General features: G+C 45.6%; 11 protein-coding genes. 4 read left to right on the forward strand and 7 right to left on the reverse strand.

Features of this window, described 5'->3' with window-relative positions; all coding sequences use genetic code 11:
* The coding region (locus tag GRH90_RS20235) for a transposase (RefSeq protein ID WP_162367777.1) at positions 1 to 140 on the reverse strand (140 nt) is incomplete at its 3' end.
* Between the two features lie 737 nt (positions 141 to 877).
* Between GRH90_RS20235 and GRH90_RS20240 the strand changes: the two genes are divergently transcribed.
* Entirely contained in the window at positions 878 to 1,624 is a 747-nt protein-coding gene (locus GRH90_RS20240; RefSeq protein WP_162367778.1) for a class I SAM-dependent methyltransferase, read from the forward strand.
* A gap of 266 nt (positions 1,625 to 1,890) precedes the next feature.
* On the opposite strand, the gene GRH90_RS25980 is transcribed toward GRH90_RS20240, so the two are convergent.
* Positions 1,891 to 2,064 (reverse strand): hypothetical protein, encoded by a 174-nt coding sequence (locus tag GRH90_RS25980; protein WP_178113282.1) that lies wholly within the window; start codon positions 2,062 to 2,064, stop codon positions 1,891 to 1,893.
* Between the two features lie 93 nt (positions 2,065 to 2,157).
* The gene (locus GRH90_RS20245) at positions 2,158 to 2,727 is read right to left on the reverse strand and encodes a hypothetical protein (RefSeq protein WP_162367779.1); all 570 of its coding nucleotides are present in this window, start codon (positions 2,725 to 2,727) and stop codon (positions 2,158 to 2,160) included.
* A gap of 457 nt (positions 2,728 to 3,184) precedes the next feature.
* On the opposite strand from GRH90_RS20245, the gene hsdR reads away from it, so the two are divergent.
* From hsdR to GRH90_RS20260, 3 genes are all read left to right on the forward strand, one after another.
* The gene (hsdR, locus tag GRH90_RS20250) at positions 3,185 to 6,694 is read left to right on the forward strand and encodes a type I restriction-modification system endonuclease (protein WP_162367780.1); all 3,510 of its coding nucleotides are present in this window, start codon (positions 3,185 to 3,187) and stop codon (positions 6,692 to 6,694) included.
* A gap of 75 nt (positions 6,695 to 6,769) precedes the next feature.
* Entirely contained in the window at positions 6,770 to 8,359 is a 1,590-nt protein-coding gene (locus tag GRH90_RS20255) for an N-6 DNA methylase (protein ID WP_162367781.1), read from the forward strand.
* Entirely contained in the window at positions 8,356 to 9,705 is a 1,350-nt protein-coding gene (locus GRH90_RS20260; protein WP_162367782.1) for a restriction endonuclease subunit S, read from the forward strand. The genes GRH90_RS20255 and GRH90_RS20260 overlap by 4 nt, the downstream gene beginning before the upstream one ends.
* 406 nt (positions 9,706 to 10,111) lie before the next feature.
* Here GRH90_RS20260 and GRH90_RS20265 read toward each other — a convergent pair whose 3' ends face one another.
* The 4 genes from GRH90_RS20265 to GRH90_RS20280 all read right to left on the reverse strand — a co-directional run bounded on the left by GRH90_RS20265 (position 10,112) and on the right by GRH90_RS20280 (position 16,155).
* Entirely contained in the window at positions 10,112 to 10,975 is an 864-nt protein-coding gene (locus GRH90_RS20265) for a phage integrase N-terminal domain-containing protein (protein ID WP_162367783.1), read from the reverse strand.
* Between the two features lie 2,451 nt (positions 10,976 to 13,426).
* Positions 13,427 to 14,200: a DUF3800 domain-containing protein gene (locus GRH90_RS20270; RefSeq protein ID WP_162367784.1), complete on the reverse strand. Its 774-nt coding sequence runs from the start codon at positions 14,198 to 14,200 to the stop codon at positions 13,427 to 13,429.
* Positions 14,201 to 14,236: 36 nt separating this feature from the next.
* A complete protein-coding gene (locus tag GRH90_RS20275) occupies positions 14,237 to 15,196 on the reverse strand; it encodes a retron St85 family RNA-directed DNA polymerase (RefSeq protein WP_162367785.1) in 960 nt (319 codons plus the stop codon).
* Positions 15,193 to 16,155: a retron St85 family effector protein gene (locus tag GRH90_RS20280; RefSeq protein WP_162367786.1), complete on the reverse strand. Its 963-nt coding sequence runs from the start codon at positions 16,153 to 16,155 to the stop codon at positions 15,193 to 15,195. Before GRH90_RS20280 ends, GRH90_RS20275 begins: the two co-directional genes overlap by 4 nt.
* Between the last annotated feature and the right edge of the window lie 139 nt (positions 16,156 to 16,294).

A 16,294-nucleotide genomic window follows, 5' to 3' on the forward strand; every position in this document is an offset into this window, starting at 1 on the left:
AGATTGTCATTGATACCGTTATCCCGTGCCAGCTTCGCAATGGATACGCCGGGCTGGAGCGCTTGCTCAACCAGGCAGATTTTGAAGTCCAGCGGGAAATTGGGACGACGTCTTGAGGGTTTTACGGGGGTTTGTTTCATGAGTAGCGTCCATTAAAAAAAATGATGGACATCATCTTCGACAACTTGACGGGTAATTAACAGACGGCTCTGGGCGTACGCTTACACTGAAAAAGCGCGGGAAGCCTTGCGGGGACTGGATTTTAGGCATAAAAAAAGCCACCCTTGGGTGACCTGATTGTGTACTAATGGTGCGAAGGCCGGACTCGAACAGCCAAATAATTATTTAATTTTAATAAGTTAGTTAGAATGACTTTCAATTGAGGCCCCCCAAAAGGCCCCCAATTTGTTAAGTAGGGCGGAGCCGACATGTTTCAACGCTGAATTTAGCACTGGTCAAACCAGATTGCGAGGCATTTTTCAACGCCATTTTAAAACTGGTAGCGATGTCGAACGAAGCCCATCAAACACTTATTCCCAGTCATGATTGCGGACCTGACTTTCATAGAGAATTCCGTCAGTGTTGCTATTAGCCCATAGGCCAAACGCATTATCATTATTACCGGCACGATTATCTGCTAGATAGCTGGACAAAGCTTGCCTGATTTACCCCTGCACGGGAGAGATGGCGTATAGCGGCCAGATTATCCCATTGCCGGAGATCTTCTTCAGGTAAATCGATCGCGATGCGTGTCATCAACGCCCTCTCCCGGATAAATATTGATAGGTATATCATCGATCAAAATAGTGCTTCCCTCCACTGATTTCATTAGCATCAGAGCAAGCTGACGTAACCGACCACAAAGGAGACTTGTATCATGACTGCGTCGCACAACGATTTATCCCAACAAAATGTGTACGATGATCCCGACTTTTTCGAAGGGTATAAGACATTACGCCAGAAGGACTCCGGCCTGAACGGCACGTTGGAGCTACCTGCGATCCGCGCGTTATTGCCGGAACTGAGCCATTTGAACGTGCTCGATCTTGGTAGCGGTTTTGGCGATTTTGCACGTTACGCCCGGGCCAAGGGCGCCGCCCATGTCACGGGGATTGAACTCTCAACGCGTATGCTGGCTGAGGCGCAACGGCTGACATATGATCCGGGCATTAACTTTCAGCATACTTCGATGGAGGATTTTGCTACTGATGACAATATTTATGATCTGGTGGTGTCGTCATTAGCCTTGCATTACGTCGAGGATTATTCGGGGATATGCCGCAAGGTTTATAAAATGCTAAAGCCCAGTGGAAATTTTATTTTCAGCGTTGAACATCCTGTTTGTACCGCCTGGCCGGTGGGATGGATCACCACTGAAGCCGGTGAGCATTGGCCGCTGGATAATTATCACGATCAGTCGATACGCCATACCCAGTGGTTTATAAATGACGTCGTTAAATACCATCGCACGACAGAAAACTATGTGAATACCCTGCTGGGTTGTGGTTTTACCCTGCGCGCATTGTCTGAGCCGCAGCCGACAGATGAAGCCCTGGCGAAACGGCCCAAATTAGTTAAACACTGCCGCCGGCCACCTTTTCTGATACTTAAAGCGCAAAAGTAGCTGTCAGCACCGTAAGCGGTCGGGCATCTTGGTCGAGGCTGAAAATGCTCAAATTTTTGGGTAGTCTACTTCGCAGGCTGCTTTCGGCACGTTACCGAGCTCTTCGGCGAGATTCAGTAAACCCACTTTGTGTTTAATGGCAGGATTCTTAGAGAGAAGCATGAGAGTCACCTCGTGTTATGTAAAAGGATTCGACACTCTTACCAAAACCGGTAACTCTCAATCTTTCAAGCTGTTGTGTCAGATGTACTCATGACGAACACATATTATGCGTATTTGGCCGACTTTACTTTCTTTCTCGGTCCCACAATATCCATTTCTTTCTCTTTCTGACCCACTTTGGCGAGTTTATTGCCGTCAATAGTTGCCCAGAAATCTAAGGAGCATTTCGCAGCAGCCATCGCTCTGTCAGAATCGATTCTTTTAGTTTGCTTGATCATTACGCCTCCTTTTTTCTTACTATCATTGCATACAATTCTACATCAACTTTGTTCATTTAACAAACAGCCCCTGTTAGCCATAGAGGTAACTTCTTACTCATCAAGATCAACGCCATTCACCTTGATACGGATCATTTCCAGAATGTCCCGCACTTCAGCCGACATTTTATCGTGATCATTCCACACTTGAGCAAAGCCATACGACCTGTAACGCGGTTTGGCATCAGGAGTTGGATCTTGAATAAAAATCTCTTCAAATTCAATAATATTGCAGAATGTTGTTGAGTATATTAAGGCAATAATCAGCACATTACCTGTCAGAGCTGTCTCTTCATCAGAGATAAAATTCTCCAACATGCAGATAGAGAACTGTTCACGCCGCTCATCATACTTGCAAATAATGACCGCATGTAACGAGCCCGGGTCATCATGATCAATAACCTTGAGGGAGATGTCTAGGATGCCATCGTCGGCGTTGCCTCTGTAACGATTCATCGCCCACGGCCAGTTGAGGATGCTGTGGTCGATGCCCTCTTCCAGCCGTTCTTTATCTGCTTCGCTTAGCACGCCAACCGAGATGTTATCCCACCCAAAACCTTCAATGGCTTGTTGCGTGGTGCCTAGACACCGGTCATGGATTTGCTGAATTGTTAAATCATCCACTTCGATCAGCCTTTCTAAGCTATGTCATCCTGCTTGGAATCATATAGCAGAAACGCTGATATGTTAATCAGTACCTTATTCAGGTTGAGGGAATGTTTGTCCTTCCCGGTTGCATCAATTGATATCGATGTTGAACGAAGCCCATTGATCAGAAGTGAGTCATCAAAACTCTCTCCCTGATGAATTTTAACAGACATCAATACGGGGTATTATGCTGAAATAAACGATTTTTTGCACATCATTTAGCATTAAATCGCCTGTTCTAGCTATTATACGGCAAGTCACTCCTGCGAATTTAAGATTGCAAGGCACAATGCCTTAAGAAATATTCAGTTAGGTGTGTTTTCGTCAATTGATCGCATACCCACCGGGGGCGTAATATAAAATATTCTCACTTTGTAACATATTACCCTAATACTTCAGCATCGCCTGAGACTGTCTGGGTCGTGGAATGCGCATGAATAAATCCAACTTCGATTTTTTGAAAGGCGTTAACGATTTTATTTACGCCATTGCTTGTGCCGCAGAGAATAACTACCCGGACGACCCCAATACCACGCTGGTCAAGATGCGGATGTTCGGTGAAGCCACGGCGAAACACCTCGGCGTATTATTAAATATCCCGCCCTGCGAGAACCAAAACGACCTGTTGCGCGAACTGGGTAAAATTTCCTTCGTCGATGGCAGTATTCTTTCCGTATTCCATAAACTGCGTCGTACCGGCAACCTAGCGGTGCATGAGTATCATAACGACCTGGATGACGCCCAGATGTGTCTGCGGCTCGGCTTTCGACTGAGCATCTGGTACTACCGTCTGGTCACGAAAAATTATGACTTCCCAGTCCCAGCTTTTGTCCTGCCGGTACGTGGTGAAAACCCCTATCACCAGGAACTGCTTACGCTCAAACAGCAAATTGAGCAAAATGCACGGGAGAAAGCGCAAAGCCAAGCGGAACTGCAATCCCAACAGCAAAAGTTAGTGGCACTGAACGGTTATATCGCCATTCTGGAAGGTAAGCAGCAGGAAACCGAAGCCCAGACCAAAGCCCGAGTCGCTGCGCTGGAAGCCCAACTTGCCGAGAAAAATGCCGAGCTATCCAGACAGACTGAACAGGAACGTAAGGCATATCACAGGCAGATCATCGACCAGGCCATTAAACGCACGCTGGATTTGACCGAAGAAGAGAGCCGCTTTTTGATCGATTCCCGGTTACGCAAAGCGGGCTGGGAAGCCGACAGCAAGCAACTTCGCTACTCCAAAGGCGCCCGCCCGCAGCCAGGTGTCAATATGGCAATTGCCGAGTGGCCTACTGGCGTGGATGAAACAGGCAATCAGGGTTATGCCGATTACGTTCTGTTTGTCGGTCTCAAACCTATGGCAGTGATTGAAGCCAAGCGCAAAAACATTGATGTCCCCGCAAAGCTCAACGAGTCTTATCGCTACAGTAAATTCTTTGATAACAGATTCTTACGCGAAACGCTGCTGGAACATAACCATCCAGATAAGGTGCGCGAAGCCGTACCCGAATACGAAGTAAGCTGGCGGGACACCAGCGGCAGTCAAACCTTTAAAATTCCGTTCTGCTATTCCACCAATGGGCGCGAATACCGCGCAGCGATGAAAACCAAAAGCGGTATCTGGTATCGCGATATCCGCCATATCAGCAATATGCCCAAAGCATTACCGGAATGGCATCGTCCGGAAGAGTTGTCCGCCATGCTGGGCAGCGATCCGCAAAAACAGAATCAGTGGTTCGCAGATAATCCCGGCATGAGCGAGCTGGGGCTGCGTTATTACCAGAAAGATGCCGTAAGCGCGGTAGAAAAGGCGATTGTCTCAGGACAGCAGGAGATCCTACTGGCAATGGCCACCGGCACTGGCAAAACCCGCACCGCCATTGCCATCATGTTTCGCCTGATTCAGTCGCAACGTTTTAAGCGTGTGTTGTTCCTGGTCGACCGTCGTATGCTGGGAGAACAGGCGCTGGGGGCGTTTGACGATACCCGCATTAACGGCAATACCTTTAACAGCATTTTCGGCATCAAAGGGCTGACGGACAAATTCCCGGAAGACAGCACAAAAATTCATGTAGCGACCGTACAGTCGCTGGTGAAGCGCACCTTGCAGTCCGATGAAACGATGCCGGTGGGCCGTTATGACTGTATTGTGGTGGATGAAGCCCATCGCGGATATATTCTTGATAAAGAGCAGACCGAAGGCGAACTGGAATTTCGCAACCAGCTTGATTATGTTTCCGCCTACCGACGCATTCTCGATCACTTCGATGCGGTCAAAATTGCCCTTACTGCCACCCCAGCCCTGCATACGTTGCAAATTTTTGGTGAGCCCGTTTATCGCTACACCTACCGTACGGCGGTAATTGATGGTTACCTTATCGACCAGGATCCGCCTGTTCGCATTATCACTCAACGTGCGCAGGATGGCATTTACCTTGCACAAGGTGAGCAGGTGGAACGCCTGAGTAACCAGGGCGAGTTGATTAACGATACGCTGGAAGACGAGCAGCAGTATGATGTAACAGACTTTAACCGCGACATTATTGTTACCGGTTTTAACCGTGCCGTTTGTCAGGAACTGACTAACCATCTCGATCCTACCGGGCTACAAAAAACCCTGGTTTTCTGTGTCACCAATAGCCATGCCGATACCGTTGTAGAAGAATTGCGTAGTGCTTTTAAAAAGATATATCCCGGTCTTGAGCACGACGCCATTATTAAAATCACCGGCGATGCCGATAAAGATGCGCGTAAAGTCCAGACCATGATTACCCGCTTCAAAAAAGAGCGTCTGCCGAATATCGTGGTAACGGTTGATCTACTGACCACCGGCGTCGACATTCCTTCCATCTGCAATGTTGTATTCCTGCGCCGGGTAAAAAGCCGCATCCTTTATGAGCAAATGAAAGGCCGCGCCACTCGCTTGTGCCCGGAAGTGGGTAAAACCGCCTTTCGTATTTTCGACGCCGTCGACATCTACAGCACGCTGGAAGATGTCGATACCATGCGGCCGGTGGTGGTGCGCCCGCAGGTAGAACTGCAGACACTGGTCAATGAAATCACCGATTCGGAAACCTACAAAATTAAAGAGGCCGATGGCCGCAGTTTTGCCGAGCACAGCCATGAACAACTCGTCGCTAAATTACAACGAATAGTTAGCCAGGCGCAGTTTAACCGCGACCGTAGTGCAAATATCGACCACCAGTTCCGTCGTCTTGATGAACTCTGTCAAAATGCAGCCGGCACCGGTTTCAGCAATTTGCCACGTGTGCTGCGGGAAAAAGGGCCACACTGGAGCGCAGAAATATTCAACAAATTACCCACCATTGTCAGCCGCCTGGAAAAACTCAAACTCGATATCAACGCCCTGCGCGATTCGCCCATCTTTATGGATATCGATGACACGGTGATTGACGTCACGCGTCTGTATGGCGACTACGACACTGCGCAAGATTTTCTTGAAGCCTTTGACAAATTAGTAAAAAATTCGCCCAATGCCCAACCAGCCTTGCAGGCTGTAATCAATCGCCCGCGCGATCTTACTCGTAAAGGCCTTGTGGAACTACAGGAGTGGTTTGACCGCCAGCATTTTGAAGAATCCTCCCTGCGTAGCGCGTGGAAGGAAACGCGTAACGAAGATATCGCCGCGCGCCTGATTGGCCACATCCGCCGTGCCGCAGTAGGCGATGCACTGAAACCGTTTGAAGAACGCGTCGACCATGCGCTTACCCGGATCAAAAGTGAAAACGACTGGAACAGCGAACAGCTAACCTGGCTCGATCGCCTGGCCGCCGCGCTGAAAGAAAAAGTCGTGCTGGACGATGACGTTTTCAAAACCGGCAACTTCCAGCGCCGTGGCGGTAAACCTAAACTGCAACTGGCCTTCGACGACGATCTGGACGGCGTGCTGGGTAAATTCGGCGATTACATCTGGGACGAACTAGCCTGACGCGCTATTATTCCCGATAATTTCATCCTTTGATGCGGCCCGTTTTGGGCCGCTGCTTATTTCACGGAACCACGAATGAACAACAACGATCTGGTCGCTAAACTTTGGAAACTATGCGACACCCTGCGTGACGGTGGCGTCTCTTATCAGGATTATGTCAACGAACTGGCTTCCCTGCTGTTTCTGAAAATGTGTAAAGAAACAGGACAGGAAAATGATTTTTTACCGCAAGGCTACCGCTGGGACGATCTGAAAAACCGCATCGGCCAGGAACAATTCCAGTTTTACCGTAATCTCTTAGTACATTTAGGTGCCGACGAGAATGCGCTGGTGCATGCCATTTTCCAGAACGTGAATACCACCATTAACGCGCCAAAACAGCTAACCGAATTGGTGAGCAATATGGATTCATTGGACTGGTATACCGGTACTAAAGGTAAGTCCCGCGACGATTTCGGTGATATGTATGAAGGACTGCTCCAGAAAAACGCCAACGAAACCAAATCCGGCGCCGGGCAGTACTTCACCCCGCGCCCGCTGATCAAAACCATTGTCCACTGTGTAAAACCGCAGCCACGCGAAGTGGTTCAGGATCCGGCGGCAGGTACGGCAGGCTTTTTGATCGAGGCTGACCGTTATGTCAAAGCACAGACCCGTGATCTGGACGATCTGAGTACCGACGATGCGGATTTTCAGATCCACCGCGCTTTTATTGGTCTTGAGCTGGTGCCCGGCACTCGGCGTCTGGCGCTGATGAACTGCTTGCTGCATGATATTCAGGGTAATCTCGACCACGGCGGCGCAATCCGTCTTGGCAATACGTTGGGCAGCGATGGAGAAAACCTGCCAAAAGCAGATATTGTGATGACCAACCCACCGTTTGGCAGTGCGGCCGGTACTAATATTACCCGAACCTTTGTGCATCCTACCAGCAACAAGCAGTTGTGCTTTATGCAACATATTGTTGAGACGCTGGTTCCCGGCGGTCGTGCGGCAGTGGTGGTGCCAGATAACGTGCTGTTTGAAGGCGGCAAAGGCACCGACATTCGCCGCGACCTGATGGACAAGTGTAATCTGCACACCATTCTGCGTCTGCCGACCGGCATCTTTTACGCTCAGGGCGTAAAAACTAACGTGCTGTTCTTTACCAAAGGCAGCCCAACCAATAAACGCCAGGATAAGAACTGTACCGAAACCGTCTGGGTCTACGATCTGCGCACAAATATGCCCAGTTTCGGCAAGCGTACGCCGTTTACCGAACAACATTTAGCGCCGTTTGAGAAGGTGTACGGTGACGATCCGCATGGCCTCAGCCCACGTACCGAAGGGGAATGGAGCTTTAATGCTGAAGAAGCGGAAATTGCCGACGCCGAAGAGAATAAAAACACCGATCGGCATCAGGCTACCAGTCGCTGGCGCAAGTTTAGCCGCGAGTGGATTCGCACTGCTAAATCCGATTCGCTGGATATCTCCTGGCTAAAAGATAAGGACAGTATTGACGCCGACAACCTGCCGGAGCCGGACGTACTGGCCGCCGAAGCGATGACCGAACTGGTGCAGGCGCTGGGCGATCTGGATGCCCTGATGCGGGAATTGGGTGCAGGTGATGAAGCCGATGCCCAGCGCACTCTTCTGAATGAAGCATTTGGTGAGGTAAAGGCATGAGCGAGAGGAAGTTGCCAAAGGGGTGGGTAGATACTCAATTGGGCAAAATTGTCAATTATGGTAAGGCTAACAAACAAATCTTGTCTGATGTTCATCCGGATACCTGGGTATTAGAACTTGAAGATATTGAAAAAAATTCATCAAAGCTCCTTAATCAAGTTAGGGTGACGGATAGGCCTTTTAAAAGTACAAAAAATAGCTTCAAGAATGGTGACGTTCTATATGGAAAACTACGCCCTTACTTAAATAAAGTTATCGTTGCCAAAGAAGATGGTGTATGTACGACCGAAATCATTCCTATCAATGCAGAACCCTTTTGCTTCAATAAATATATTTTTTATTGGTTAAAAAATTCTATTTTCTTAAGTTATGTCGATGAGGTCAGCTATGGCGTTAATATGCCACGTCTTGGGACAACAGATGGTTTAAACGCCCCATTTCGCCTAGCGCCACTTGCAGAACAAAAAATCATCGCCGAAAAACTCGATACCCTACTGGCGCAGGTAGACAGCGCCAGAGCTCGTCTTGAAAAAATCCCGCAAATCCTGAAGCGTTTTCGTCAGGCGGTGCTTGCTGCATCAGTGAGTGGGAAGTTGACGGAAGATTGGCGGGGTCAGGTAAAACTCATCAATTGGAAAAATGGTATACTAAAAGAATTTATAAAAAAACCAACTTATGGCACATCTGCAAAGTCGCAGAAAGAGGGTTTAATCCCAGTTTTAAGAATGGGTAATTTACAGGGCGGCTCCCTCGACTGGACAGATCTTGCCTATACATCGGATCCTGTTGAGATAAAAAAATACAAACTCGAACCTAAGGACATTCTTTTTAATCGTACCAATAGCCCCGAACTAGTTGGGAAAACGTCTATATATAATAGTGAAAATCCTGCCATATATGCGGGCTATTTAATACGAATTCAATGCTTACCAGAACTGAATCCAGAATTCTTAAATTATCATCTGAATAGCCACTTAGCTAAACAGTATTGTTATTCCGTAAAAACTGATGGAGTGAGTCAGTCTAACATTAACGCTCAAAAGCTCGCTGCTTATCCTTTAAATGTTCCTCCCCTAATCGAACAACTCGAAATTGTCCGTCGCGTCGAACAACTCTTCGCTTACGCCAACGCTATTGAAAAACAGGTTAACAATGCCCTCTCACGCGTCAACAACCTGACTCTGTCTATTCTGGCGAAAGCGTTTCGCGGTGAGCTAACGGTACAGTGGAGGGAAGAAAACCCGGAGCTAATTAGCGGAGAAAATAGCGCAGCAGTGTTATTGGAAAACATCAAAGCTGAACGTGCCGCCAGCGGCAGAAAAAGAGTATTGCGTAAGAAGACCTAAGTTTTTAGTTTTCGCGTAATAAATGTGTTTTTTTTGCTACCGGGGCATATTGCGGCAATATAAACTGTTATTCTGTTAGAAACATTCGCGCTCCCGACCAACGGCGGGAGCATGCACTACTTATGACTTCAAAAGCTCGTCCAGTACGTCAGTTTTAAGTTTACTTCGTGACCACAAAATTTCAATACGGATCGTAGCCCATAATACGCAACGCTCTGAATAGGATGTTATCCTACACATTGGCTGAGCCGCAGCCGACAGAAAAGCCTTGCCACAACGGCAAAAATTATCGAAAAATTGCCGCCGACTGCCATGTCTAATGCTTAATTCAAGTAGCTATTAATGCCAAAACTCAATAAGTGTTGACCGCAATTTTCCGCTTCAGAGGTGAATCCTCACACCATCCCTACCATCCCAAATAAACAGTAGTGATCTGGATACGCTCGTGTCCCAGCTCTCGGCTTATGGTCTGGCGGGCGATCACGTCCTGGGCTCGCTCTGTAGGTGTTAGCATGCGGCTGGACTTACCACCTGCCGCCGGAGCTGCCCATCCCGTCAATGCCTGATATCTGACCTGGGCATAATGATGCCGCAGCCCATGCATATTACTCAGCCCTGCCGCTTTGCATTGTCCGTCATAAACATGGCGCTGCTGTATATAGGTTTTATATGCTGGTATCAGCGAACCCGCGCCAGCCAATCTATGCGACCGATCGAGCACGTCTCGTTGCTCAGCAGTGATTATAGGTATCGTTCGTTCACGCCCGCCCTTGGTCCATGTTCTCTTGAGAACGAGACAATCCCCACGGTCAGCATAGCCGGGTCGGAACTTGATGGACTCCTCGCGGCGCAGACCAAAGGCCTTTTGCAAAAGCAGGCTCATGCGTACATAGGGATCATTCACTTTATCCAAACTATCACCTAAGTCACACGCCTTGTTCTCGCTGGCGACAAATCGCCGCTCAGGGATACCCAGTTGCGTATTATCTGCTGGGATAACACCGGCCTTGCCGACCTTCTCGGCCCACCATCGCAAATGCGCCAGGCGATTCTTGAGCGTGCCTGCCGACAAACCCTCACCCTGCCAACGCTCCAGTAATACCGCGACATGCTTGCCCTTAAGCGACGTTGCTCGCATTTGCCGAAATCCCGCGTCGCGTAGCTGGCGGCTGACTAAAGTCAGTGACCGCACCCGGTCAGCCTGCGTGGCATGGCTGCCATCGCGATTTCGCTGGCAAAGCTGGCGTAGCGTATAGGTGAGATCATCCATCGATATCTCCTGTTTAACCGAGTATTTTTTGTCCTGAGCTAAAATAGGTGAGTGTTATTGCCAACTCGCTAAAGCGAGATCCCCGAAGGGCATGGGCCAGGTGCTCAGATCACCTGTTGCCTCGAATGAGGCCACCGTCCCGCTTCCTGTGGGAAGATCGGACGGTATTTGCCGCAAGGAATAGCAATGCAAACAATTTGGATAATGACCTCCTATGAAGTGATGGGAATGGGAAGGACAGCTACGCCAGACAGGCGTTTATAACGCCGAACTGAAACGACAAAATAAGCGCCGAAAGGCATGATGTGATGATGGATGGATGCATAAAGCCAGGGATAAGTCAGGCTCACCCATGGGTAAGGGCGGCGCGCGAAGTTGAGCCGAAACACGCCAGATATGGGCACCGGATGGGTACGGCATCGGTGAAATGGCAACTTCGACCGATGTGGCGCTTATACCCTGCGCCAAGTATCCCGGCATTTAAACCTGCCGGTAGGTCATTACCCTACCAATGTGCCAGGGCATCATCATGTGCGCAGCATGAAATAGGATACAGCGCCAACCCGCATTGTTGCTGCAATTATCAGGGCCGTCACTGCGGGGTGCAGTGACGGCCCATTAGTTGGCTTGAGCCGTTGCAGTAACCTATAAAGCGTTATCTACCCGAGCGCGCAAGATCCATCTGGCGCAACCTCTAAAAAGCTGGCTGACGCGGCCGTGCGGCCTTGTCGGCTCCCCGGCTACATGATGCTATTGGCCCCATATAGCCGGGGGGCTTCCTTGTAAAACGCAATCGCACACAATGTCCTCATACAACCCTGAAAATGCTTTGAGCCATCATACTAGCCGCTGATTCCCTGCCGAAACTGGCTTGCCAAGCATTTTGCGCATTTTGGCGATATGTGCCATGGCAACGTCTCTAGAGGCGGAAATACGCTGAGACGAAGTAACCGGCATGTTATGCGACCAATGCACGGACGACGCTAGGTGGGATGTAGGCGATGCCGCGGGGTGTATGGTCCCGTGCAGCCCAAAGACGAAATTCACCAGCCTGCACTTTTTTGATTAATCCGAACAAGTAGGCAACGGTATTGCGGACTCCGCCCACCCTGCACCGCTTGGTCCATTCATCCAGCATGCCTTGGCGCTGCCCGATTGGCAGCCGTTCTAATCGGGACATTACATCCGGCCGCTGATCGGGAGCCAAGTGTTTCAGGCGCAAAGGTAAGCGTAAACCGGGTGCACTAAGTTCGCTTTCGTTCATCCGATTACGGTATGTACTTTTTATATTATTTAAATAAATATTAGTACGTACTGTACGGCCTGAGTTTGGATTCGGATGGATGGCAGTGTGAGGTGTTTACAAGGCATAGATTCACCCCCGCGCTCAAATTCGTTGGTAGTGCCTGAGTCGTCATTGTTGCCCGAGTCTGGTTTGGGGACCCCACCCGATGACACAATGCGAACCATCAGATTCGGAGGTAAACAGACCCGTTGTTTCGGATCGGTGTCAATCTCCTCTAGCACATCCCGGGTAACTTGGCGGACAACAAGGCTGGCATACGAAAAAATTTTATCGAGCAAATCAAGATAACCACTGGCAATATGGCATACTTCAAGAAACGGTAACGGAATATCCTGGACGGCATAAATATCATTGGGCTGTCGGCCAACCAGATGGATCCATCATGTTAGACGGAGTACCGTGAGGGTGCGAACCACAGACTCCCGCGACGTTTTGTTGCCATGCGGTATGCAGGATGAGGTAGGAACGCAAGCGCCCGTAGCGAAGCAGCATTACCAGACCCTTTTTATCTGCTTCGCAGGAGAGCGCTAGCCAGCAATTGAGTTCTAGGGGAGTAAGCCGCTTATCGGTTAACAGATAATTGAGCACCCGCGAAGTATTTTTTTGATAAAATCAGTGAAGTTTGCACACGGGGCGCCTAAAAGTGTTCGTGATGGTTCATGTTCGGATTCTTTGAGGAGATAGCTTGCTGGCTAGACGACGCCTATGTCATCCGAACATTATTCAGTTGTCTGCAAACAATCAGACTGGGAGGATACTTATATTCATTTTCAATCTAAATACGCCATTATCATCTGATCAGCAGCATATTTATATTGTTAAAATATAGTTAGATAATATCTTATTTCACTTAATTTAAAATGAAAAAATCATTTACTAAAATATAATCTTGAAAATAACAACCACTAATGACACAAGCCAATAGGTGCATTAAATTATTCTTGAATCTCAATTGATCATTAAATATTGAAAAAAAGATATTTTATTAAATATATTTACAAAAAACCTTATACATTTAAGAAATAATTATAATCTTTAAATGAAGATATAGCTTATAATATATCTACTTACTATAATGGGTGCTATCCGAAAAATTTATAGCAAAAAGCTCGGATTTATTCCTTGAAATAGAAATCTCAATAGCATCATAGTGAAAAGTCAGTTTTTAATGCGAGATCGATGTTAAAATTCGGTTTAATCTGTTTAGTGGCTGGCCTTGCTCGATTATCCATTGGGAAATGCCAAATATTAAAATGCTTATTAGGATAGGTATCATAATGTAATTTATCCCATCCTAACACTGCAGACATTTTAACAAATGCAAGTTCTTTAGATTTTGATAATTCCAAATCTTTATTTAGAAATTTCATATATCCAGAATTAACTGAACCAGTGAGTATATCGATAACTTGCAAGCCAAAATGTTCCTTTGAATCTTGCATTTCTACTGCCCTTACATTACTAGCCACTCCAATTTTTGTTAACATATTATTAGCAATAATACCTACAACTTCACCTTGACGGCTATATTTATCGGTTTTTTGATCAATATATACATTGAGCCCGTGGCTAAATTGCTTGGCCATATTTTTCAAAAGATAAGTATAAGTTTGATAGAAAGCTTTTTCCCTATCAATATACCAGTTTTTATAAATGGATTTTTCAACCACAATTGAATGAAAACAGCACGAGGTTTTTAACACCATACAAAGTATGTCGACACAAATATTAGTTTGGCCTGCGCTATTTTTTATTTTTGACCACTTTAATTCTCCTACAATACCCCTATTTTTCTTTAACTTTTGAACATATGCATTGAAACTCACTAATTTATCTGCTGGAACGCCAAGTAGTCCGATGGAGTAGCAAGGATCGCTGCCAGTTGTTCCACTCTCATCACCATAAAAAATATACTCCACTGTGCCACCTCATATATCGATAAAGTGTTTTCATTTTTATATATAACTACTCTTGTCTCCACTAGCTATTTGCAAGGAATTCAATTTCTTAATGTTCACCAATCCATATTTTTTACACATGCTAAGATAAAACTTTGGCTCAACAAATCTTGCAAAAGATAACATACCCTGTAATTTCAAAACGTCGTCAACATCAAGGCGACCGGTCACAAAATAATGAATCATCACAGAAATCAAGCGTTTTTTCTCTCTTCCCACTGATAGATTACTCTCATTCGTCAATGTAATACCAGTCACATGACGATTGTGGCCTTTTGACGAAAAAATTGTTTTTCTATTATTAATTTTAATTGAATCAAAGGAATGTTTTGATAAAATATCTGAAACGATAATAGGCATATCAAATAACAAATCTTTATTATTTGTCGAAAATGTTAAATCGTCTGCATATCGACTGTAGTTTATTCCATGAGCATCACATAAAGATTGGACTTCAATGTCAAAAAAGTACATAACAAAGTTAGATATAAAAGGAGAACTCGGAGCCCCGATGCTCAGTCTTAATGTACTATTTCTTTTTGGCTTAAAAAATAATAATTTTTCAAGAAGAATTAAATCATTATCTTCGAATTGTATTTTCGTCAATTTCAAGATTTCGAAAAAGAGATGAGGTGATATACTTGGAAAGAAATCTTCAAAATCCATTTTCAGAAGATATTTTGTGTTTAAATGTACCAAAGCATTGTGTTTAATACTTAAATTTTTTCTATAGGCATAACAGCTTGCATGAATAGGCAACACATCTTTTAATAGAGAAATAATAATTCTCTGTATGAATTTAAGTTCCTTGGACGGTTGAGCAATAGTCCTTTTTTTCGGAGAATTTCGTTTGGGGATCTCATAAACCTTATAACGATACGGCGCAGTTATCGAAAACTTAAAAATTTCATCCTCGTCCATTACTAATTTTTCACAAAGATGCTTCGATATGTTCATCTTTCGTCCCCTTTTGCGAGAACATCTTTTATAAGCTTCAATACTGTTTTACGTCTCCTTGAGAGAGGATCATTTGAGTCAATGAATGACTGTCTAACACTCATAAAAATTTTCATATTATCTATGATTTCATTTTTTAAGGTCTTACCAAATCGAATCCTTTTATTTTCTTTTTTTGCAGGATAAAAGTATTTATTCGTACTATATGCTATTTGTTTAACAAGTCCCATTTTTTGTAATAAATATATGTAGCGTGAGATCATCTTGGAGCTTGAATTAATATTTATACTATTCAGTGCTTGTTCTATCTCACTTAGTTGAATAGGAAAGCAAAGGGTGATAATTTCACAAACTAGCAAAGCTATATGACCAGAGATATTTTTATCAAATTTTTCAGACTTCGGAATCAATGCCAATTTGGATTTAATTTGCTCACAAAGATCATATAAATGATCTTCTTCATAATCTGCAACCCGTTCATCAGGCCAAGGGAATATCGCTACCGATGTTGAGTCCTTTCTTTTGATATACTCTATCGGACCCAGATATATAAAGGAATCTTCTTTTTCGGTCTCATGTTGAGGCGCTATGATTAAAAGCTTTTTATAAAAATTTGGCTTATTACAAAATATACCAAGTTCAACCAAAGAACCAGGACTTTCTAAAAAAATAAGAATAAGTGTAGAGATACTAGCGATGTCATCTTCGAAAACCAATAAATCAGGGTAAGTATTTTCTTTAAAATAATCTTTGAAATTTTCCGCAAGCACAAAATAATCATGTAATTGTGGTTCTTTCGTAGCGGTATAACCTAGGATCCTATCTCTGAAGCTAGCAGGAATCATAGAACGGACGTTTATTATACCGCCACATAAAAACAAAAATCGCTGGGACAGGTCAACATTGAAGTTATCGATATCAAGCTGGCTGAACACCTTAGTTATCGTTTCTTCAAACATTGATAGCCATGTCCTATCATTCTCAGATAAACAAAGACGAGCCTAAGCCCGTCTTTACACTCTTTACTAAAGGAGGCGCTAGATACGAATCTACCGATCCTTGATGCGCAGCAATCTAGGATCGGTAGATTCGTATCTA

The organism is Acerihabitans arboris, assembly GCF_010131535.1.
Classification (GTDB): Bacteria; Pseudomonadota; Gammaproteobacteria; order Enterobacterales; family Enterobacteriaceae; genus Acerihabitans; species Acerihabitans arboris.

Bases quoted from the DNA above. Each gene is read 5' to 3' on its own strand.
- hsdR (WP_162367780.1), top strand. From the start codon at position 3,185: ATGAATAAATCCAACTTCGATTTTTTGAAAGGCGTTAACGATTTTATT.
- GRH90_RS25980 (WP_178113282.1), bottom strand. From the start codon at position 2,064: ATGATCAAGCAAACTAAAAGAATCGATTCTGACAGAGCGATGGCTGCT.
- GRH90_RS20275 (WP_162367785.1), bottom strand. From the start codon at position 15,196: ATGAACATATCGAAGCATCTTTGTGAAAAATTAGTAATGGACGAGGAT.
- GRH90_RS20240 (WP_162367778.1), top strand. From the start codon at position 878: ATGACTGCGTCGCACAACGATTTATCCCAACAAAATGTGTACGATGAT.
- GRH90_RS20265 (WP_162367783.1), bottom strand. From the start codon at position 10,975: ATGGATGATCTCACCTATACGCTACGCCAGCTTTGCCAGCGAAATCGC.
- GRH90_RS20255 (WP_162367781.1), top strand. From the start codon at position 6,770: ATGAACAACAACGATCTGGTCGCTAAACTTTGGAAACTATGCGACACC.
- GRH90_RS20260 (WP_162367782.1), top strand. From the start codon at position 8,356: ATGAGCGAGAGGAAGTTGCCAAAGGGGTGGGTAGATACTCAATTGGGC.
- GRH90_RS20280 (WP_162367786.1), bottom strand. From the start codon at position 16,155: ATGTTTGAAGAAACGATAACTAAGGTGTTCAGCCAGCTTGATATCGAT.